A 20081-nucleotide genomic window follows, 5' to 3' on the forward strand; every position below is an offset into this window, starting at 1 on the left:
GTGAATTTGTTTGCCTTGATCGCTTGTTTTTTGCCCAGTGTTTCCAAACTTTCAAGCTTTAAAAAGTTGTCGGATCGCTGTCAAATGGGAAAACAAAACCAATGGAAAAATAAATGTCGGCAGCCAACTAACCGGAAAATTTAGCACGGCAAGATTGGGTAAGTCAAAAGCAAATTTTTGAAAAGGTGTTGGAACGGAAAACAAAGCATGAAAACCAATATTGAGCAACAAACCGAGGCAGAATATATTCCAAATTAACAATAAATTACGGCTCATTCTCCCTTTTTTAATCCCAAAATAAGCAACAAATGGGGCCGTCAAGCCAGCTAAAATGTCAAAATTTCGCCCTTCAAAAGTGAGAAGTTCAGGAAGCATTTTTTTTGCCGCCAAAAAGTAAAGACCTAGCTCAACAGGTACTCGGATAAGGTGCACCCAGGTCAAATTATTTAGGGGCAGAGTGTCCAAAAACAGCTTTCCTTTTGAGGTGATAAACAATCCAAGCGTAAAAAGAAAAGCAGGCAAAATGCCAAACAAAACTATTCTTGGTGGCATAGCTTGAAGATTGGAATTGTAGACGTCATTAAACGCCAAAACACCTTGAAGGGCAATCCAAATTGCCAAACCAATACATATCTGAATGGATTGGCTTCTAACTTTCGGGGAGGTCGAATTATTGACTACTCGGTAAAACAGCATCAGAACTACCAGAGTAATAAGGCCAAAGAGGATCGAAATGGTCTGTGGTATTTGTATCATCTTGTTTGGAGTTTATAGCCACCCGCTAAAAGCTGTACGGTGGTTTGAAACCCCGATTTTCCAGTGGCAGAAGTGACCAAAATTTTTTCTTTCATTGTGCATCATTTTTGATGGCACAAAGATAGGGGCAGCACAAAAACGGACACTTGCCAAAAGACAAGAAATGAAAAACGGACTATTTTTTTGAAAATCCCCGCCGAATCCGGCTCAGTGAAGAATCGGTAACGCCAAGGTAAGATGCGATGTGCTTCAATTGGGCGGACTGGAAAATTTCGGGGTTTTCGGCGAGAAGCCGGGCATATTGTTCCTCCGCCGTTTCTGTGATTGACGACAAGGTACGTGCTTTAAAGGCAGCAAATTCTTTGACCAACATCGCCCGACCAAACTCCCGAAATTCCGGGATAGAATGAAAAAGCATGTTCAGTTTTTCGTAGGTGATTGAAAAACCCTTACAATCTGTCAATGCCTGAATGTTTTCTTTTGAAACGGTTCGGATGAAAAGAGAGGAAGGTTCAAAAACCAATCTGTTTTTTGTGAAAAAGTTGGTGGTCACCTCCTCACCGCTGACTGCCAATGTAAATGCCCGAAGGACACCTTCTTCCAAAAACAAATACTCGTTGCTCACTTTTCCTGATTTCAAAAAAAAACCGTTCCTGGGGATGTTTTTACACTCAAAATGGGATACAATTTCCTGCACAATTCGGTCGGAAGTGTGTGCGTTTTTTTTGATAAAATCGATCAACACTTGTTTATCTTGTTCCATAAATTTTCAATTAAAAAGACAAAAGTCAGTGTTTTTGGGTGCTCACCAAAAAAAATCTGTACTCAACTTTCCGCCCTCCCAAAACCCACCGTATCTCGATAAACCTGAGGCGAAACGTCAGCATAGTTCTTAAAAACCCGGCTGAAATAAAACTCGTCGGAATAGCCTAAATGCCACGCGATCTCCTTTACTGGTTTGTGGGTCATGTACAATTCCCGCTTGGCTTCGATGATGATTCGCTCGGTGATGAGGGACATGAGTGTTTTTTGAAAATGCGTTTTGACGATTTTGGAGAGGTTACCAGGGCTAATATTTAGCATTTCGGCATAGTCGCTGGCAGAATGTTTTTCTTTGAAATTTTCTTCTATGGCGCTTTTTAGTTTGGTCAAAAGGAAAGGCGGTTTTGATTCGGCCAATTGAAAATTTGATGATTCAGATTGCATTTTTAACCGGGACGACTTGACCAAAAGGATTTTCAAATACGGAACGAGCAATTCAGCATCGCCTGAATTCATGCTTTCCAGTTCTTTTTTGAGTTCTCCCAACAGTAAATCAAATGCCTCAGTCGAGGGTTTGTCCATTTTGAAAAACGGCGGCTGGTAAAGGTTGTTGAACAAAGTGGTATCGCAGTTCGTCTCCTTAGGGTTGCGGTGGATGCAATAAAAGTCGGAGTGAAATTGAATGGCGATGCCGCTGATCTTTTCATTGACAGAAAACAGGAAAGGTTGGTAAGGCGCAAAGGCGAACAAAGAGTTTTCCTCAAAAAGGTACTCCGAAAAATCTGCGCGAAGCGAGCCTCCGCCAGTTTTTACCCAAATTAAGGAGTAATAATTGTTGTGTTGCAAATGGTCGAAATGGCTGTTGTCCTCAAACCAAAAAAGTTTGAAAGCAAGGTGGCCATTTTGCTGATTAATAAAGGTGAAAACACTTTGATCGGCCATTTTATTTTCCACTTTTGCGCACTATGGAAACGATTTGAAATTTGCAAATGTTTAAACCTTCCCGGTTTGAATTGCGATTGAAACGCCCTTTTCCATATTGCCTTTCCAGGGATTTCCGTGCCCTGGCAACATAGTGACTTCGCCCAACTCTTTCAATAAATCCAACGAACGCATGGCCTCCCGGTAATTGGTATTCAAAATTGGACTGGCCAATTGTGGTTGGCCCAGTTTCCCGGTAAAAAGGTTGCGGGTTACCAGGGTATCACCACTGATTAAAATCTTTTTTTCGGGCAGGAAAAGTACAATTTCTCCGGGCGTATGGCCGGGGGTGTGCAAGACTTGTGGCCTGCCTGGTACGTCTAAAATGTCACCGTTTTTTACAGAAATAGTCTTTGTGAGATGCGGTAAAGTGAATACCCCATTGACAATTGCTGCCCCAAGCATCGTGGCCGTGTATGGCCGCCAGGCATTGGAAAGCAAGCCAAACCAAGGCAACTGAAGCGGGCGCGAGGCCATTCGCGCATCGTCTTTATGGACAAAAACAGGCACCCCCGTTTCTTGCCGAACCTTTTCCGCAAAGCCGATATGGTCGGCATGAGCGTGTGTCAAAACGATGGCTTCAAGGTCTTTTACGACATGGCCAATGGACTTCAAACCGTTTAAAAATACCGAATAATGTCCCGGAAAACCGGCGTCAACGAGTGTGAAGCGTCCATTTTCCTTCACCAAATACCAATTGAATGGACCAGTGTCAAACTTAAAAATGTCGGGTGCAACTTCCATGTTTTGCTGATTTTGCGATTGTCAAATTGACAAAGCAAAGATCAGGTCAAGCTATGAGAGCAGGAATGGAGGATTTTGGCTAACACATGGATATTCTAGGTGCTTAGGCACTGAAATTTGACAGGTTTAATGATTGGTTTTTTAAAATGCTTACAGCATGAAACTATATCTAAACTTCTTTAATAATCTCCCAAATAGATTCCGTCACCAATTTAAAAACGGATGGATTAACTACCCCAACCGACCGAATGATAATGCCTTTGTCTGCTGTAAAAATTCGGTTTGGTCTTATGTTTGAATCCAGCATCAATGAACCTCTAATAAAGTTGGCATTACTGATTGGAATCGAAAAAGGGTCAGAGGGACTATTTTTGCTGGTAATTTGGCAAAGGATAATATCATCTCCAGGAAGATCGGCTAATACCAGCGCTGGTCTACGCTTTGATGCAGATAAATCAGAAAAAGGGAATGGAATGACCACAACCTCCCCTTTTACAAATCCCGCCATACTTCGTCTTCAATTGAGTTATTCCAATCTTTTGCCAATACTGTTTCGCTTGCGAAATGAGTCAGGATCAGATTGTCTTCTTCGTGGCGGCGTAAAACATGAAGTAAGAGCTGATGCTGCTCTGGTTTGGAAAGCTGATCTATTGCATCAAGTAATTGTGCAAAAGTGATTTGTATGGGGATGGACAAATTATCTGTCATTGGTATCATTTTATACAAAAATAAGTAAAATCGCCACGCTTCGCAATCTTTTCTCGTGGCAAAAACAAGCGTTATCCCGAATTTTCAAAAATGAGCCCAAAGCGACATGATTTTCACAAAGAAAGCACAAAGAAACATAAAGGACACAAAGCTAAGCTTCGTCTACTTCTAACTTTGCGTCCTTTGTGCTCTCTTTTTTTCCTTTGTGATAAAAAAATGTCGCTTTTGTAATGCTTTAAGAAATTCAGGGTGATTCATGTTTTGCGGAATAACTCAACAACCCGCCTCCTAATTCATCGAAAACACCTTCTCCTTCCTTTCCCCAATCTGCTGCCGCCACATGGCATAATACAGCCCCTTTTCGGCCAGCAATTCCTCATGGGATCCCGTCTCTACGATATCCCCTTTCTCCAACACATAGATCCGATCAGCGTGCAGGATGGTGCTGAGGCGGTGCGCGATCAGCAACGTAATCTGCCGGCCTTCGGCGCTGATTTCCCGGATGGTATCGGTGATTTCCTCCTCGGTGAGGGAGTCGAGGGCGGAGGTCGCTTCGTCGAACAGGAGCAGTTTGGGGATGCGCAGCAAGGCCCGAGCAATTGAGATGCGTTGTTTTTCGCCACCAGAGAGTTTGAGGCCACCTTCGCCGATGGTGGTGTCGAGGCCCTTTTCGGCACGAGCCAGCAGGGTGTTGCAGGAGGCTTTGGTCAATGCTCTTTGCAGGTCGGCTTCGGTAGCTGTGGGGTTCACAAAAAGTAGGTTCTCCCGGATGGTGCCGGAGAAGAGCTGCGTGTCTTGGGTAACAAAGCCAATTTGGCGGCGCAGGTCATCGAAGTGGATGGATTTTTCGTCGAGGTCATTGTAGAGAATGCTGCCACTCTGCGGGCGGTACAACCCGACGAGGAGTTTCATCAAGGTAGTTTTGCCACTGCCGCTGGGGCCGACAAAGGCGATGGTTTCGCCCGTTTTCACCTGGAAACTGATGTCGTTGAGGGCATTTTGTTGCGCCGATTGGTGGCGGAAGCCCACGTGCCGGAACTCCAAGGTTTCGATGTCGCCCAGATGCTTGGGATGAGTGGGCTCGGACTCGGGCTGCTTTTTCATCAGGTTCTCAAAGTTATTGAGCGATGCCTCGGCTTCCCGGTAACTGAGGATGATGTTGCCAATTTCCTGCAAGGGGCCAAAGATGAAAAAGGAAAAGATCTGCATGGTCACGATTTCGCCCGGTGCCAATTGGCCCTTGTACACCAGCCACATGAGCATAAACAAGATGAGCTGCCGCAGGGTGTTGACAAAGGTACCCTGCACGAAGCTGATGCTGCGGATACGTTTCACCTTGGTGAGCTCCAGCTTGAGGATGTTGAAGGTATTTTTATTGAGGCGTTCGACTTCTTGTTTGGTCAGACCAAGGCTTTTCATCAACTCGATGTTGCGCAGCGACTCGGTGGTGGCACCGGCCAGCGAGGTGGTTTGTTTGACAATGATCTTCTGGATGGCTTTCACTTTTTTGCTCAGGAGGTTGGACACCCAGGTGAGTAAAAAAATGCCGCCGAAGTAAATCACAGGCAAGCTCCAGTGTTTGTTGAACGCATACAGTGCCACGAAGACGATGCCCACAATGACTGGAAACAACACGTTGATGAAGGTGGAAATGAACTTCTCGGTGTCGGTGCGCACCTTTTGGAGGATGCCCAATGTTTCGCCGCTGCGCTGCTCTTCAAACTCCTGATAGGGCAGTTTCATGGCGTGCTGCAAGCCGTCGGTAAAGATGGTAGCTCCGAATTTTTGGGTGATGAGGTTGAGGAAATAATCCTGAAAGGCCTTGGCGATGCGGCTGATCATGGCCACCGAAATGGAGCCGATCAGCAGCCACATGAGGCCGTAAACCATCACACTTTTGCCGGCCTGGTCGGTGACGTTCTCGTTGATGAACAGGAAGCGTTGCCAGTCGAAGGCACCCGGCGGGGTGGACGACACCTGGTGGTTGGAAGCCAAGGTGACCAATTTCCCAAAAATAATGGGGTCAATCAGCGAAAACCCGATGTTGATGGCAGCCAGTAGCAGTACCAGTATGACAAGCCAACGATAGGGGGCGAAATAGCGGAAAAGTAGTTTCATATTGTAGGTGGTGGAGGTGTTCAAGTTGGTGAAAAGAAGATAAACACTTTATTCGTTGCTCTGGTTTCAAGTGGTAGGGGGAAGGGTATTTATTAATCTACCCTACGGTACACCAACTCAGCCGCCGTTTGCTGGCTGATGGCCCAAAGTAGTTTGTTTTGGACTACTTTGAAAAATTCGAGGGTCTTTTCGTCTTTGGGGTCGTAGTCGATGCTGGTGGTGTAGATGTCTTTGATTTTCTGGTAAAAAAAGCGCTCCGAGAGGCGGATTTCGCGAATGCGTTCTTGCAATTCGCTGAAGTAATTCATCGAAGTGCCCGACTTGAAACGCTCATCATTCAGGGCAAAACCTTTGATGATGTACTCCTTGAGCCGCTGAGTTGCCCAGATACGGAACTGGGTGCCTTGGGGGGATTTTACGCGGTAGCCGATGGAGATAATGACGTCGAGGTTATAGTGCTCCAATTCCCGTTCTACATGGCGGTTGCCTTCCTGCTGAACTATTCGGAATTTCCGAACAGTTGCCTCCGATTCTAATTCGCCCTCCTCAAACACGTTTTTGATGTGCTCGCTGATGTTAGCCTTGGATTTTTGAAACAATTCGCAAAGCTGGCTCTGCGTAAGCCACACTGTTTCATCCTCTAGCCGCACATCGATTTTGATGTGGCCGTTTTGGTTTTGATAGATGAGGATTTCGCTGGTGTTCATTTGGTGTACTTGCTTTAAAGCTTTTCGATTTCTTCGTCGCTAAGCCCGGTCGCCTGTTTTATGTCCAAATTTGAAAGCCCCATCGATTTCAGGTTTTGAGCCACCTCGATTTTTCCCTTTTTTATCAAATCTTGTGCGTCGGCCATTTTGGTATGCTGGTCGCTGGCCAGGTCGCGAAGGTTTTTAAGGTATTTTTTATACTCTTTTGCGTCCTTTTCGTTCAATTTCATCTCGTCAAGGCGTTCGCTCGCCTCTTTCAAACCTTTCGCTGAAAAGTCAGTTTTGATCTCTGCGTTCTTAAAAAAATAAATCCATTCATCCAATTTGTCGTTTACGCGGTTGCTGAATTTACCAACCTTTATCACATAATACTCAGGGAATATCTCGTGGATATGGCTTTTTCGATACAACTCCATCTGCTTATCGGCAAGCGTTAAAATGTCGTTTTTATGGATGCCTTTAAACGTGGTTTTTCCATGATAAACGTAATCCTTCCCCTGCCCTAAATCAAAATAGGCAATGGTGATGGAAATCACTTTTTTCACATCGGCGTATGGCTGTCCTTCTTTAATGTGTTCGGTAATGGCTTTGGATGTGCCGTAGAGCATCCGATGAAAATAATCGTATTCTTTGCTGTTTTGAACCTCAATGATGACGAGTTCACCTTTCGCGTTTTCGACAAGAACATCCACCCGATTGAACTTGTCGTCCTCAGATTCTTTGTTGCTCTCGCTGTCGAGGATTTGTTTGATTTTGATTTCTTCGCCGAGCAATTCTGACAAAAAACCTTCGAGGATGCCGAAGTTGGCTTTGTTGCGAAGCATTTTTTTCATCGCCCAGTCGAATCGAACCAGCTTTTTTGCCATTGCGGTGAATTTTCAAACAAAGATAAGATGTTTTAGGGAGTAGGTGAGGGGAATTTTTTGTGTTGGGATTGGGGGAGTAAAGTTTTACTTTTCAAATTCGCGGCATTTAGAAGCAATTTCCAGGAGAAAATTATTTTACACGTTCTTCAGGTTTTATTTCTTCCAGTATTCATTAAAATTCCGTTTTCATCAAATTCATAGACAAAATTTCCTAATGAGCGAATTTCTAAATTTTCATTCGTTGATGGTACCACTTTAAACCTTCCTTTATTTATCGTCTCAAATTGTTCTAGATTCACTCTCTGTCCATAATGACAAACAATCAACATGAAAAAATTAATTGTTCCATATTTTTCTCTGTGTAGGTCAATGAATTTATTTTTAACTCCCTCTGGAGTATTTGCCAATGCCTCAAACTGCAAATTCACCTCATCAAAAATCTTGTCGTAATCTTCTCCCCAAAATATTTTGGCAACTCTTGCGTAATTTGCAACTAATTCAGGATTAATACTTTTAAAATGTCTTGCCCATTCACCTAACTCATTATCAAGCTTAAAACTTACCAATATTCCCTCAGCAAATGATAGGTTCACTCCCAATTTTTCTACCCTATATATGCCATTTTGCGAAGGATTGTCAATTTGCAGAACCCTGCTCAAAAAACCTATCTCGAATGATTTTTCTTCAATTCCATCAAGGAGAATTCCCTTAATATTAATTATGTCATACTCTTCTTCAGGTTTGAATTTCTTCATGAATTCTTTAACCTTTTCACTATCCAATTTACTGACATTGTCTTTTGCTAAAACGAAAATTATGTTATCAGTAAATATTTCTAAAACTACATGCCGAACAATTGATTTAGGGTTAAAATCACCAAAATAAGAATATGCTTCAATTGGTTTGTAGCCTAAATGCCGAGTTATGCCATTAATTGATTTATCTTCAATTTCGTCCTTTAGCTCTATGTATTCCCGGCCATGTGGAACAAATATTCCACTTGATTTTTTAGTCTTTAGAAATGAAAGAAAATTCTTCATGTTCAATTATAATTTTCTCTTTCTTCTAGAATTTTTATGATTTCAAGAATAGAATAAACGATTTGATTGGTTTCCATTGTATAACTTTCTCTAGTAATTATTCCTAAAATATTTTCTTTTGAGACCCGATTGTATTTAGATGAAGTTAAAAGGCAAGTATTATAGAGGTCATCATTTTTATCTTTGACAATCTCCATCAATAATCTTAATGCCGTTTCTATTTGGCCTTTCGATATGGAATTTCGTAAATCTTGAAAATTGGGATTTTCCTTTTTCTTAATTTCAGAAATTATATTGGCTTGTTTTTGTAGATGACGGATTAGCTTATCTAAACCATTATCATCAAAAATGTTTACTGCTTGGTAATCTCTTAGGTTAATTGTTCCTACTGTTATGTTTGGCAATTCAACATTGTCAATTAAAGCCGGAATAAAATAAATAACATCAGGAGACTTTTGTTCAAGCTCATTTAGGGCAAGTCTTAATTCTTTTTGAATGTATCCAGTTTTAGACACACTGTGCTTGGATAAACAAGCCATGAAAAATCTTGCATTTTTTATAGCCTCCTTTATTTTATCATCCCATTTTACGCCAGGCATTAAATCTTCTTCATCTAACCAAGGCTCTAGGCCATTTTCCTTAAGCGTTCTATACAACTTTCTAACCCTCTCTTTATCCTCCGAGGCATGTGCTAAAAAAATTGCTTTATTCCAGTTCATTCCATTTTGTTTTTACACAATTGAGCAGAACAAGGGTACTACCTCATATCCCAATTTATTTTCTCACTCCAAGTTGTGTGTGTTTTTACGTAGTCAGCATTTCTATTGGTATAAATGCCGACAAATATTTAATTGAAACACAATATAAGCTTTCGTGCTTATTTATGCAAGCAAATGGTTAAGCACCACTTGCCCGATATGTACCATAGTTACAAATCCCGCCATACTTCATCTTCTATTGAGTTATTCCAATCTTTCGCCAATACCGTTTCACTCGCAAAATGAGTCACGATCAAATTATCCTCCTCATGGCGGCGTAAAACATGCAGCAAAAGCTGATGCTGTTCGGCTTTGGAAAGCTGATCAACGGCATCAAGCAACTGAGCAAAAGTGATTTGTATAGGGATGGACAAATTATCTGTCATTGGTATCATTTCATACAAAAATAAGTAAAAACCCCACGCCTCGCAATTTTTTCTCCCCAACAAAAAAATGCCAGCCGAACTCCCGCTCAGCTGGCACCCTCAATTCATATCTAAACTCAAAAATCTTCTACCTTTCCTCCGCCAATCCCCATTTCTCAGGAGACCGCCACAGTGCCGAGAGCAACAATTCCCGCATGAACAGGAATTCCTTCGGCAATTTATCATAAGCGGTAGCGAACAATTCTTCGTGGTTGATGACCTCTTTTTTCCAGGCTTCGCGGTCGATGGACATGATCTTATCGAAGTCCTCCTGGGTAAAGTCGGTGAGTCCTTCCCAGTCCAGGTCTTGGTAGCGGGGCATCCAGCCGATGGGGCTCTCCACTGCTGAAGCGCGGCCTTTGACGCGGTCGATGACCCATTTCAGCACCCGCATGTTTTCCCCAAAGCCAGGCCAAATGAAGTCGCCATTTTCGTCTTTGCGGAACCAGTTGACCCCAAAAATCCGGGGAGCATTGGGCAAGTCGCGGCCATAATCCAGCCAGTGGTTGAAATAATCGCCCAGGTGGTAACCCAGGAAGGGCAACATGGCGTATGGGTCGCGGCGCACCTTGCCAATTTCACCAAAAGCGGCAGCAGTCATTTCTGAGCCCATGGTAGCGGCGAGGTAAACGCCAAAGTTCCAGTTGAACGATTGCACCACCAGCGGAACCGTGGTACTGCGGCGCCCCCCGAAAATAAAGGCACCAATGGGTACACCTTCGGGGTTGTCCCACTCACTGTCGATGGCCGGATTTTGGCCAGAGGGGGCGGTGAAACGCGAATTGGGGTGCGCACAAGGTTTCCCACTAGTTGGATCCCAAGGTTGTTTGCGCCAGTCGATCAGGTTGGCAGGTGGTGTTTTGCTCATGCCTTCCCACCAGATGTCACCATCGGGAGTAACCCCCACGTTGGTGAAAATGGTATTTTTGGAAAGCGCCGCCATGGCGTTAGGGTTGGTCTTGAAGTTGGTTCCCGGAGCTACACCGAAGTAACCCGCTTCGGGGTTGATGGCGTAGAGTCGGCCCCCTTCACCCCGGTGAATCCAGGCAATATCGTCACCCACTGTCGTGATTTTCCAGCCTTCCATGGCATCCGGCGGAATCATCATGGCGAAGTTGGTTTTGCCACAAGCACTAGGGAAAGCTGCGGCCACGTAGGTTTTTTCGCCTTCAGGCGATTCAGCCCCCAGAATGAGCATGTGCTCGGCCAACCAGTGCTCCGCCCGCCCAATGGACGAAGCAATGCGCAAAGCAAAACATTTTTTGCCCAGGAGGGCGTTGCCACCGTATCCACTGCCGTAGGAAACGATCGAACGCTCTTCGGGGTAGTGCACGATGTATTTTACGGTAGGATTACAAGGCCAGGAACTGTCCTCTTGATCCGGGGTCAAAGGTGCGCCTACCGTGTGCAAACACTTGACGTAATCTTCTTTTGCTTCGATGAGCTTCAGAGCAGGAGTACCCATGCGGGTCATGATGCGCATGTTGGCCACTACGTATTCCGAGTCGGTAATCTGGACGCCGTAACGGGATAATTCTGAGCCCAAAGGCCCCATGCAGAAGGGAATGATGTACATCGTCCGACCCTTCATGCAGCCTTTGAGCAGAGGGTCTAGGGTCTTTTTCATTTGTTTGGGCTCCACCCAGTTGTTGGTAGGACCTGCATCCGAGCGGTTGATGCTACAAATGTAGGTGCGGTCTTCTACGCGAGCTACATCGCTGGGATCGCTGAAACAAGCGAAACTATTGGGCCATTTTTCGGGATTGAGGCGGATGAAGGTCCCTTTTTCGACCAGTTTTTCGGTCATGGTATTGTACTCCGCTTCTGATCCGTCGCAGAGGTGCACCTCGTCGGGTTGGCAGAGCTCGATCGTTTTTTCGAGCCAGCGCTTGAGTTCCTTGAAGGAACCGCTGTATGGGTTTTTCATGGTTAATGCTTCTTCCTGTAACATGTCAATGCCTATTTTGGGTTAGAAAATATGGTAAGGCTGACGGTCCAGGAAGAAATTTGGTTAGGGAAAATCGTAGGGGCGACACTCGCGGTCGCCCTCGTAAGACTGACCACAAAACGGCAACCGCGAGGGTTGCTGCTACTGTTTGGCGTTCAATTTTTCCAGTACCTCCTTGGTGATGTCGAGGCTATCATTGACCATCAATACCCCGGTTCCTGGACCGTAATTCAGAATAAAATCATACCCTTTTTCCTTGCGGATGGCGGTGAGCAGTTCTTTTACCCGCTTTTCCAGATTTTCTTGCAATTTTTGGCGTTCGTCCAGCAGTTGTTTTGACATGTTTTCTTGCTGAGCAACCAGGTTTTGTTGCTTTTGCATGAGGCGTTGTTGTTCCTTCTGGATTTGCGCTGGTGCCCACTGACCAGACTGGGCCTTTTGTTCGGCAGCGATCAACTCTTGTTGCAAAGAGCGACCACGACTGGCCAGGGTACTTTCCATACCTTTGCTACGGGTCTCCAATGCTTTTAAATCAGCCTGAAAAACCGCGTACTTGTTCAGCAGACTGTCGCCATTGACGTACACAATCTTAGGCGTTTCCTCTGTTGCGCTAACTTCAGTGGTTTTTTTCTTTGGACCTGATGCAGCGTTGCTGAAATGTGCAAAAAACAGGTAACCGACGGCTACCAACAATATCCATGTCAGTACTGATGTGATGTTTTTCATTAATGGCTGTTTTGATTTTGAATAAACAAAGGCAAAACTGCCATTATTTTTGGAAAAAAACCAAGAAAGTAAAGGTTTTGCATGAAATCAAGGGCAAGATCGGGCAAGCCTGGGTCGGGGAAGATGACGATTGTCAATTAAAAAAATAAATCTTGTCAATGCTTTTCAAGGCTACCAAGTAGTGGAGCAAAAATAAATGTTCATTTTTCTTGAGCCAAACATGAGTCATCCCGAATTTTTGGGATGACTCATGTTTGGCAAAATGAACAATTTATTTTTTTCGTCCTAAAAGTTACTCACCAGGGAAACAATCAAGGTATGGTTGTTTTCCACTACCGATTTTCCATTGGGCTGTAAGGCGCGTTGTTGCACCATCTGATTCATGTAGCCCAATTCCAGGCTGAGTTTTTTATCGAGCTTCCAGCCCAGGCCAGCAGCAATGCGGTTTTGGTCGTAAATGTTGACCCCCACGTTTTTGCCAAAATTGATAAAAATCTCATCGTACACAAAGCCGTACAATTTATACTCCTCAGCCTTTTGCAGCGGTATGTTCATCCGTCCGAAGTAGCGAATCCGGTTTTCAAAACGTGGATTGGCCAGGCTTCCAGTGGTACTGTTGCCAAGATAGCGCTGCTCCAGTCGATAACGATTGATAAAAGTAGCCCTGCCAATGGGGGCTTTGATGATCAACTGCTCCCAAAAGCGGTTTTCAGGAAACTCATGTTTCACCGGGAAATCGCCATAAGGATAGGTTTGTACAAAACAGTAGCCGCCCATGATCTGGATGGACTTGGAGAGGTTGTATCCAATGCCAGCCCGTAGCAACAACTGCTGAGCTTCAGGTAAAATATCGGCTCGACGGAATTGTACGTCATGAAACAGCAGCCATTTTTCGCTGAGTTTGATGGTGCCATTTTCCATGTACCACGCGTGACCTGAGGGGGCTACTATTCTTCCTCCTTGAGCAATGGCCCAATAGCCGATGAAGATAGCAAAGGTCGTCAGAAAGAATTTTTTCATCGAGTGATTGATTTAAAAATTGGGGCAGCACAACAAGTACCGCCCCGGACTAGCCTTAAAAGACAATTTTACAAATAAAATCAAAAAGAAAGAATGGTATAGAATGGAATGAAGGAGTATCGTTCAAAAGTTTAATTTAAGTACGCTGAATCAAATCATCGTTTTTGCTACGGCGGGCAGCCAAGGGGTGTTTGGACAAAGGCTTGAGCCGCTCGATTCCCTCAAGGGTGAACTTTCCGCCATTGGCTTCGTATTCCCGCTGAAAATGATGTAAGTTTTCCAATACTGTGTGGTCTACATACCGAGCTTTGGCAAAACTCACCCGTAGTCGAGTTCCGTTAGGAATGTTATGCAAGTGTTTTTTCAAATTCAATAAGTTGCTGAAGGTGGCTGCCCCTTCAACTTCCAACAGGTGCTCACCCCCTTGCTGGATAACCCGGATTGGCTGGCGGAAAACATACCTTATTGGCACGCCTAAGGCCAATTGAATGATGAATTTGGCAGTTATTCCTGCTCCAATGCCAATCAAGAGGTCGGTACAAATCGTCACGATTACAGTAATGGAAAAAAGAAAGAGTTGCTCCAAACCAATGTGGTAGGCATGCACAAACTCCCGCGGTGCCGCCAAACGGAAACCTACAAAAATGAGCATTGCCGCCAAAGAAGCCACCGGAACCATTTTGATCAAGGGCGTAAGCAACACCACAAACAAGAGCAAAGACAGGCCATGGAACAAATTGGCCCAGCGAGTCTGCCCGCCATTGTTGATGTTGGCGGCACTGCGGGCTACTTCCGAAATCATGGGCAAGCCGCCCAAAAGGCCGGCAAACATATTGCCAATGCCTACAGCAGTGAGGTCTTTGCTCAAATTGGCTTTGCGCTGGTAGGGATCCAATAGGTCTACGGCCTTTCCGGTCAACAAAGACTCCAGACTACCTACCAGGGTAAACATCAAGACGTATTTCAGGAAAATGGGCAACAAATCGCCACTCATTCCGGCAAAACTGGCATTAAAACCCAATCTCAAATCGCCAGGATTGACCAGCGGCTTAATGTTGGCATAATTGGGGTCAGAAAGGTGGAAGTAGCCGCCCAAAAGCACCCCTACAATCAAAACCAGCAGTGCAGGGGGAACTTTTTTCAGCGCGTTCGGCCTGATAAATTGCCAGCCAAACAGAATTACTAAACTTATAAAACCGATGATGGCCACGTGGTATTCCATATGGTACAGGCTATGCGGCACCATTGTTAGTAATTCCAAAGGTTCTTTGCCTTTTAATTCCATAGGCGAAATCCCTACGGCCAGGTGAATTTGTTTGGACATGATGATGATGCCAATTGCCGCCAACATGCCGTGAACAGCTGAAAGAGGGAAAAAATCAGCCAGTTTAGCCACTTTAAAAATGCCAAACAGCACCTGGATGGCCCCAGCCACAACAACGACGCCGAGGGCCAATTTCCAGCCCAAATCATTGTTGCCTTGGCCCAATTCTTCTACTGCTCCAGCAACGATGACAATCAAACCCGCCGCAGGCCCCTTGATGGTCAGTTCAGAGCCTGCAAAAAAAGCAACCGCAATCCCACCGACTATTGCAGTTACTACCCCCATAATGGGTGGAAAATTACTCGCGCCAGCGATCCCTAAGCTCAGAGGTAAGGCAATCAGGGACACCAAAAATCCTGACAATAGGTCTTTTGACCAGTTTTCTTTAAATCCGGCCCAACCTGTTTTGGGACGAGCAGTGGTTTGTTGTTTCATAAGGAATACTTATTTGGGTCAAAAATCTCCTGGTTGCAACAGGTAGAGCTTCCTGCGCAGGAGTGATTATTCCGTCAGATTCCTTAATTGGGTGAAATTTTGCTTATTGAGGTTAAAGATGGGGGAAAAGAATTCCCCCAACCCATGTTCGGACGCTTCTCTCCAACGTCCGAAAAACCCCAATTAAGCTCTTGGCGATCTTCCTTCCAGTCGATTGGTTAGAATGATGATGTAGGCTGTTTCTTACGACACAAATTTCTGGATTCAAGGAGAAACTTCAGGGGCGACTTTGCCCGCTTGAGGGCACAGATTGGCCATTTCAGGGGCGGGACTTGACATTCCGGAATACAACTATTCTGAAGAGCGTGTATTTTGCAGCAAAAATCAGATTTTGAAATTCCAACGTTATTTCCGGAAAATTGCGGTTTGGTCTACACTGGCAATTACTTTTTTCTTCATGCTCAATCGGGCGGTAGATGGAGAATACAAGGATGTGTTGCATGCATCCATCGACTTTTTGGTATTGTGCACTTATTCCATTTTGATCTGGCAATTCAATTTCGCGTTGGACAAGCAAGAGAATCGATTGAAAAAATTCTTCAAATCGGAGGCCATCCGGCTCTTTGTGCAAAGTGCGATCAGCTTGTTTGTTGGCATCACCTTGGTTGTAGTGGTTGAGTTCATTGTTCACAAAACCATCAAGGAAGAAAATGCACCGCTGCCCTTTTTCATTTTTCGGGGCATCCTCATCAACATCATCCTACAAATTCTCTTCTACGCGGTGCGTTCGGTTTACCAAATCCAACAAGTACAAGTAAGCAATGCCCAGTTGATGGAAATGAGCGCAAAAGCTCAAATGGATCTGTTGCGCCAGCAGGTCAATCCCCATTTTTTATTCAACGCCTTGAATACCCTCAAAACCTTAGTCAAAAGCAACAATCCCAATGCTCAGGACTTCATTGTTCAGTTGGCGGACGTGTACCGCTATTTGTTACAAAATAACCAAAAAGAAAAAGTGTCCCTGCGTGAAGATCTTTCAATTGCCCGTTCCTACGCCAGTTTGATCCACGCACGGTTTGAAGACAATTTTAAACTTGAAGTGGAGCTGTCACCAGAGATATATGAGACTTATACTCCTCCCAATACCTTCCAACTACTCATTGAAAACGCGGTAAAACACAACGTGATAGGTAATGGGAAAGCGCTCTTAGTCGAAATTTACAACGAAGATGGCCACATCATCATTCGCAACAACCTCCAGCCCAAACGCACCGTTGAACACCATACCGGACTTGGCCTTGAGAACATCCACCAACGATATCAGCTCCTTAGCAACCAGGAAGTTAAAGTATTGAAAGGAGAAAAATACTTTGAAGTGTGGCTACCTGTTTTGAGTGAAAAGTGATGAGTGATAAGAGATGAATTGTCAATAACGCTGCGGTAGCCAATTCAGCATTTATCATTCATCACTTTTCACTCACCTCGTGTTCATCCATTGCAAAAACTCACTTGCCTTCGCTTTACTAACGGTAATTTGATCGTGGCATTTTACTTTGGGTTTAATTTTGAGTTTCCTAGCAAAATCCTGTTCAACAGATTCAATCAACTCAAAATTAATCAGGTGTTGGCGGTTGGCGCGGTAAAATTGTTGGTGGCCCACCATTCGTTCAATTTCTTCTAAAGAATGTGGTATGAGATAGGTATTTCCTTTAAAAGTTTGCAAACAAACATCTTCACCGAGTATATAAAACAAGGCAATCTCCTTGGTAGGTATTGGGATGAAATTGCCCCGAAAAGAGACTAAAAAGTTGCTCTTCAAACCTCCATTTGTGCGGAAAGTATCCATTGCCTCGGCAAAAGCGCGAAAATCTGGGACATCGGCTCGAAAAAAACTGGCTAGCGATTTCACTTTATCCAAGGCCAGGCGCACATCGCCTACACTAAAGGGTTTCAAAACATAGGCTACGCCATTGGTCTGAAAAGCTTGTAGCGCATATTCATCGTAAGCAGTGCAAAACACCACTGGGCAAGCGATGGTAGTTTCCTTAAAAAGTTCAAAGCTGAGGCCATCCGCCAACTGAATGTCTAAAAAAATCAAATCCGGAGCCGGTGGGTAAGCCAAAAAATTAAGGGTGCCTTCAATCGAATCAGTGATACCCAGAATGGTGATGGAAGGATCGATTTCCTGGAGGGTTTCACTCAAGTCCTGGGCGGTCTTGGGCTCGTCTTCTACGATTAGCACTTTCATTGTAAAATGGTTTAGGGAAGTTGAGGCTACCGCAGCGACTTAGACATCGTCCTTGTCTAAGTCGCTGCGGTAGCCTCAACTTCTCAACTCCTCAACTATCTTCAACTTTCTAAACTTGCGCAAACGGCTCTTCATCCACAAAATTCGTCTCCCCTTCCCACTGACCTACGATAGCCGTTGCCAGGCAATTACCCAAGGTATTGGTGGCTGTGCGCCCCATATCCATCAGGGCGTCGATACCCAGGATGGCTGCAATGGGCCAATCAGGTAAACCAAATGAAGCAGCGGTTCCAGTCAGAATCACCAAAGATGCACGCGATACCCCGGCGATGCCCTTAGTGGTCAACATCAAAGTCAGCAGCATGGTGATTTGGGCTCCAATGGGCATTTCAATTTTACCCGCTTGCGCCACAAAAATGGCAGCAAGGGACAAGTATAAGGTGGAGCCATCCAGGTTAAAACTCAATCCGGTAGGCAAAACAAAGGAAACCACCCGGCGGGAAACACCCATTTTTTCCATGTTTTCAAGAGCCTTGGGTAGTGCTGCCTCTGAACTGGTTGTCGCAAAAGCAATGGTGACAGGCTCAGCGGCGTATTTCCAAAAACGCCGAATCGGAATGCGGAAAATCAAGGCAGCAGGTAGCAATACCCCCAGAATAAAGACGATTAAGGCACCATATAAGGTAAGCAGCAGGAGTCCCAGATTGGCAAAAACGCCAAGTCCCAATTTGGCTACAGTGTAGGCAATTGCCCCACCAACGCCAAAAGGCGCAAAATACATGACGATGTTGGTGAATTTGAACATAATTTCGGACAAACTCTCCGCAAAAGTCAGGAAAGGGCGGCGGTGCTCTGGCTTAACCTGCGTCATGGCAAAGGCGAAAATCAAACAAAAGACGACAATTTGCAGGATTTCCCCTTCGGCTACAGATTTGATCAGGTTTTCAGGAAAAGTATGCAAAACGATCTCAGGGCCAGTCATGGGTTTGCGCACCTCCGGTAGTGTCTCGGATGTTGGCATGGGCGGCAGGTTTTCGCCTGCTTTGGTGATATTGATGGCTGCCAACCCGATTACCAAGGCAATGGTGGTCACAATTTCAAAATAAATAATCGCTTTCAGCCCCATCCGGCCTACCGATTTCATGTCGGAATGCCCGGCAATACCCACCAGCAAAGTACCAAAAATCAGCGGTGCGACAATGGTTTTGATCAATTTGATGAACACTTTGCTCATCACATTGTACCATTCGGCACCCCCAGGCAGGGTATGGCCAACTTCGGCACCCAAAACCAGCGCAAAGAGAATCCAGGTGGTGATGCTTTTTTTTCGATAAGCCAGATAGGCCAGACCAGCCAGGCCAACCCACCGGGCAATGGTCGCAACCTGGTCAGGTAAAACTTGGAGCTTATAGGCCAGGAAGTTGATAAATAAAGCGATACCAACAACTATCCATACAGGCAATTGCTCTCTCAAGGTCAGTTGTGGGGAAGATTTGGTGTTTGTTTGTTCCATCTCGTGCTGTCTGTAATTTGGTTTCAGCTTACAAGATAGCAACAATGGTGAAAAACCTAGGGCAGCGGCTAAAAATCTTAAAATTGCCGGGATATGGACAAACTGAAAAAGGCACTGCTGGTTTGTTCCTCAGTATAGGTTTCACCAGGCAATGGCACCGGGATGACCAAATTTGGTGACAGGCTAAAAGTCCAATTGCCCGCATAGTAATACAGGGGTACCGCCAAATTGATGCTCATCAGACCAAAAACATTGGTGCTGCTTTCTTGTCGGGGCCTGGGGTTCGGGGTTGGGAGTTTCTTTTTGCGCTCCGCCCAGCGTACTCCGCTTGTCCTTTCAAATTGGGTCAAAGGCAAGGTGTAAAAGGGAATGTTCTCGGTGCCAAACAAACCCGAAAGGGATGGAGCAAGGGCACAATTGCCCAGGAATCCTTTTTGCCCCAGGGGCCAATATCCCGAAGAAAAAAGGTTGAGCCGATATCCATTCTCTTCCCCCAGCATAGCGGTGAATGAGGTGCCTATATTAAACGCACCAAAAGTCAAATCGGTGGATAGTCCAATGCCATTGCTCAGCAATCCCTCTTCAGCAGGGTTAAAAAAGGTGTGGGCAAATGAAAAGCCATAACGCCAATTGGAAGTAAAGGAGCCGGCAAAACCTAGGCTCAGGTTGGTCTGCGTATAGGACAACAATGCCGAATCACCGTAGATGCTGCCGCTCAATCCAGCGTACAAGCCAGTAGGGTGGCTGTAAAAAACACCCGGAAACAGGCCAAACTGACTAGTTCCAAAATCTCGCCCCGCCGAAAGTACCCGACTATTGAATGTGGTGGAGATTGTCCAGGAAGCGGTTTTGATTTGTTCAGTTTGAAAACTGGTGTCGGGCAAGCGGTTGATATCGGGGTTTTGGGCAAAAAGCTGGCCCACCAAAATCAGGATTAAGCTGGTGAATAAGGGTTTCATGAGCAGGTGAATTTAAATTGTGGCGCACAGGGATGCTTGTTTG

At 45.0% G+C, this 20081-nt stretch carries 19 protein-coding genes and 1 pseudogene; 1 reads left to right on the forward strand and 19 read right to left on the reverse strand.

The window, feature by feature from the left end; genetic code table 11:
- Positions 1-51 precede the first annotated feature (51 nt).
- The 16 genes and pseudogenes from SFV55_RS24680 to SFV55_RS24755 all read right to left on the reverse strand — a co-directional run bounded on the left by SFV55_RS24680 (position 52) and on the right by SFV55_RS24755 (position 15318).
- Positions 52-756: a hypothetical protein gene (locus SFV55_RS24680; protein WP_320032243.1), complete on the reverse strand. Its 705-nt coding sequence runs from the start codon at positions 754-756 to the stop codon at positions 52-54.
- Positions 757-931: 175 nt separating this feature from the next.
- The gene (locus SFV55_RS24685) at positions 932-1519 is read right to left on the reverse strand and encodes a Crp/Fnr family transcriptional regulator (protein ID WP_320032244.1); all 588 of its coding nucleotides are present in this window, start codon (positions 1517-1519) and stop codon (positions 932-934) included.
- Between the two features lie 62 nt (positions 1520-1581).
- Positions 1582-2460, reverse strand: a complete 879-nt coding sequence (locus SFV55_RS24690) for a helix-turn-helix transcriptional regulator (protein ID WP_320032245.1) — start codon at positions 2458-2460, stop codon at positions 1582-1584.
- A gap of 51 nt (positions 2461-2511) precedes the next feature.
- Positions 2512-3243: an MBL fold metallo-hydrolase gene (locus SFV55_RS24695; RefSeq protein WP_320032246.1), complete on the reverse strand. Its 732-nt coding sequence runs from the start codon at positions 3241-3243 to the stop codon at positions 2512-2514.
- A gap of 169 nt (positions 3244-3412) precedes the next feature.
- Positions 3413-3751, reverse strand: a complete 339-nt coding sequence (locus tag SFV55_RS24700) for a type II toxin-antitoxin system PemK/MazF family toxin (protein ID WP_320032247.1) — start codon at positions 3749-3751, stop codon at positions 3413-3415.
- Entirely contained in the window at positions 3736-3951 is a 216-nt protein-coding gene (locus tag SFV55_RS24705) for a hypothetical protein (protein WP_320032248.1), read from the reverse strand. Before SFV55_RS24705 ends, SFV55_RS24700 begins: the two co-directional genes overlap by 16 nt.
- Positions 3952-4239: 288 nt before the next feature.
- On the reverse strand, positions 4240-6069 hold the full coding sequence (locus tag SFV55_RS24710; protein ID WP_320032249.1) for an ABC transporter ATP-binding protein: 1830 nt from the start codon (positions 6067-6069) through the stop codon (positions 4240-4242).
- Positions 6070-6164: 95 nt separating this feature from the next.
- Positions 6165-6776 (reverse strand): annotated as a pseudogene (gene rhuM, locus SFV55_RS24715) (RhuM family protein); the annotation flags it as partial.
- A 14-nt stretch (positions 6777-6790) separates the two neighbouring features.
- Positions 6791-7642, reverse strand: a complete 852-nt coding sequence (locus tag SFV55_RS24720; RefSeq protein ID WP_320032251.1) for an Rpn family recombination-promoting nuclease/putative transposase — start codon at positions 7640-7642, stop codon at positions 6791-6793.
- Between the two features lie 146 nt (positions 7643-7788).
- Complete coding sequence (locus tag SFV55_RS24725; RefSeq protein ID WP_320032252.1) at positions 7789-8682, reverse strand: hypothetical protein; 894 nt, start codon at positions 8680-8682, stop codon at positions 7789-7791.
- 2 nt (positions 8683-8684) lie between these two features.
- Positions 8685-9401 (reverse strand): TIR domain-containing protein, encoded by a 717-nt coding sequence (locus SFV55_RS24730; protein ID WP_320032253.1) that lies wholly within the window; start codon positions 9399-9401, stop codon positions 8685-8687.
- 209 nt (positions 9402-9610) lie between these two features.
- Positions 9611-9826, reverse strand: a complete 216-nt coding sequence (locus tag SFV55_RS24735) for a hypothetical protein (protein ID WP_320032254.1) — start codon at positions 9824-9826, stop codon at positions 9611-9613.
- Between the two features lie 127 nt (positions 9827-9953).
- Entirely contained in the window at positions 9954-11792 is a 1839-nt protein-coding gene (locus tag SFV55_RS24740; RefSeq protein WP_413776737.1) for a phosphoenolpyruvate carboxykinase (GTP), read from the reverse strand.
- A 162-nt stretch (positions 11793-11954) separates the two neighbouring features.
- Positions 11955-12539, reverse strand: coding sequence for an OmpH family outer membrane protein (locus SFV55_RS24745; protein ID WP_320032256.1), 585 nt, complete (start codon positions 12537-12539; stop codon positions 11955-11957).
- A 285-nt stretch (positions 12540-12824) separates the two neighbouring features.
- Complete coding sequence (locus SFV55_RS24750) at positions 12825-13559, reverse strand: DUF2490 domain-containing protein (protein WP_320032257.1); 735 nt, start codon at positions 13557-13559, stop codon at positions 12825-12827.
- A gap of 136 nt (positions 13560-13695) precedes the next feature.
- Positions 13696-15318, reverse strand: a complete 1623-nt coding sequence (locus SFV55_RS24755; RefSeq protein ID WP_320032258.1) for a SulP family inorganic anion transporter — start codon at positions 15316-15318, stop codon at positions 13696-13698.
- A gap of 391 nt (positions 15319-15709) precedes the next feature.
- Here SFV55_RS24755 and SFV55_RS24760 point away from each other — a divergent pair, with 391 nt between their 5' ends.
- A complete protein-coding gene (locus SFV55_RS24760) occupies positions 15710-16723 on the forward strand; it encodes a sensor histidine kinase (protein WP_320032259.1) in 1014 nt (337 codons plus the stop codon).
- A 72-nt stretch (positions 16724-16795) separates the two neighbouring features.
- Here SFV55_RS24760 and SFV55_RS24765 read toward each other — a convergent pair whose 3' ends face one another.
- From SFV55_RS24765 to SFV55_RS24775, 3 genes are all read right to left on the reverse strand, one after another.
- Complete coding sequence (locus SFV55_RS24765; RefSeq protein ID WP_320032260.1) at positions 16796-17566, reverse strand: LytTR family DNA-binding domain-containing protein; 771 nt, start codon at positions 17564-17566, stop codon at positions 16796-16798.
- A 109-nt stretch (positions 17567-17675) separates the two neighbouring features.
- A complete protein-coding gene (locus SFV55_RS24770) occupies positions 17676-19079 on the reverse strand; it encodes a dicarboxylate/amino acid:cation symporter (protein ID WP_320032261.1) in 1404 nt (467 codons plus the stop codon).
- Positions 19080-19156: 77 nt separating this feature from the next.
- Positions 19157-20038 carry a hypothetical protein gene (locus SFV55_RS24775; RefSeq protein WP_320032262.1) on the reverse strand — a complete coding sequence of 294 codons (882 nt, stop codon included), beginning with the start codon at positions 20036-20038 and terminating at the stop codon, positions 19157-19159.
- Between the last annotated feature and the right edge of the window lie 43 nt (positions 20039-20081).

The organism is Haliscomenobacter sp., assembly GCF_033763495.1.
Taxonomy (GTDB): domain Bacteria; phylum Bacteroidota; class Bacteroidia; order Chitinophagales; family Saprospiraceae; genus Haliscomenobacter.

What these genes read in the sequence shown, in the direction of transcription:
- SFV55_RS24680 (WP_320032243.1), bottom strand. Translation starts at nt 756, where the DNA reads ATGATACAAATACCACAGACCATTTCGATCCTCTTTGGCCTTATTACT.
- SFV55_RS24685 (WP_320032244.1), bottom strand. Translation starts at nt 1,519, where the DNA reads ATGGAACAAGATAAACAAGTGTTGATCGATTTTATCAAAAAAAACGCA.
- SFV55_RS24690 (WP_320032245.1), bottom strand. Translation starts at nt 2,460, where the DNA reads ATGGCCGATCAAAGTGTTTTCACCTTTATTAATCAGCAAAATGGCCAC.
- SFV55_RS24695 (WP_320032246.1), bottom strand. Translation starts at nt 3,243, where the DNA reads ATGGAAGTTGCACCCGACATTTTTAAGTTTGACACTGGTCCATTCAAT.
- SFV55_RS24700 (WP_320032247.1), bottom strand. Translation starts at nt 3,751, where the DNA reads ATGGCGGGATTTGTAAAAGGGGAGGTTGTGGTCATTCCATTCCCTTTT.
- SFV55_RS24705 (WP_320032248.1), bottom strand. Translation starts at nt 3,951, where the DNA reads ATGACAGATAATTTGTCCATCCCCATACAAATCACTTTTGCACAATTA.
- SFV55_RS24710 (WP_320032249.1), bottom strand. Translation starts at nt 6,069, where the DNA reads ATGAAACTACTTTTCCGCTATTTCGCCCCCTATCGTTGGCTTGTCATA.
- SFV55_RS24720 (WP_320032251.1), bottom strand. Translation starts at nt 7,642, where the DNA reads ATGGCAAAAAAGCTGGTTCGATTCGACTGGGCGATGAAAAAAATGCTT.
- SFV55_RS24725 (WP_320032252.1), bottom strand. Translation starts at nt 8,682, where the DNA reads ATGAAGAATTTTCTTTCATTTCTAAAGACTAAAAAATCAAGTGGAATA.
- SFV55_RS24730 (WP_320032253.1), bottom strand. Translation starts at nt 9,401, where the DNA reads ATGAACTGGAATAAAGCAATTTTTTTAGCACATGCCTCGGAGGATAAA.
- SFV55_RS24735 (WP_320032254.1), bottom strand. Translation starts at nt 9,826, where the DNA reads ATGACAGATAATTTGTCCATCCCTATACAAATCACTTTTGCTCAGTTG.
- SFV55_RS24740 (WP_413776737.1), bottom strand. Translation starts at nt 11,792, where the DNA reads ATGAAAAACCCATACAGCGGTTCCTTCAAGGAACTCAAGCGCTGGCTC.
- SFV55_RS24745 (WP_320032256.1), bottom strand. Translation starts at nt 12,539, where the DNA reads ATGAAAAACATCACATCAGTACTGACATGGATATTGTTGGTAGCCGTC.
- SFV55_RS24750 (WP_320032257.1), bottom strand. Translation starts at nt 13,559, where the DNA reads ATGAAAAAATTCTTTCTGACGACCTTTGCTATCTTCATCGGCTATTGG.
- SFV55_RS24755 (WP_320032258.1), bottom strand. Translation starts at nt 15,318, where the DNA reads ATGAAACAACAAACCACTGCTCGTCCCAAAACAGGTTGGGCCGGATTT.
- SFV55_RS24765 (WP_320032260.1), bottom strand. Translation starts at nt 17,566, where the DNA reads ATGAAAGTGCTAATCGTAGAAGACGAGCCCAAGACCGCCCAGGACTTG.
- SFV55_RS24770 (WP_320032261.1), bottom strand. Translation starts at nt 19,079, where the DNA reads ATGGAACAAACAAACACCAAATCTTCCCCACAACTGACCTTGAGAGAG.
- SFV55_RS24775 (WP_320032262.1), bottom strand. Translation starts at nt 20,038, where the DNA reads ATGAAACCCTTATTCACCAGCTTAATCCTGATTTTGGTGGGCCAGCTT.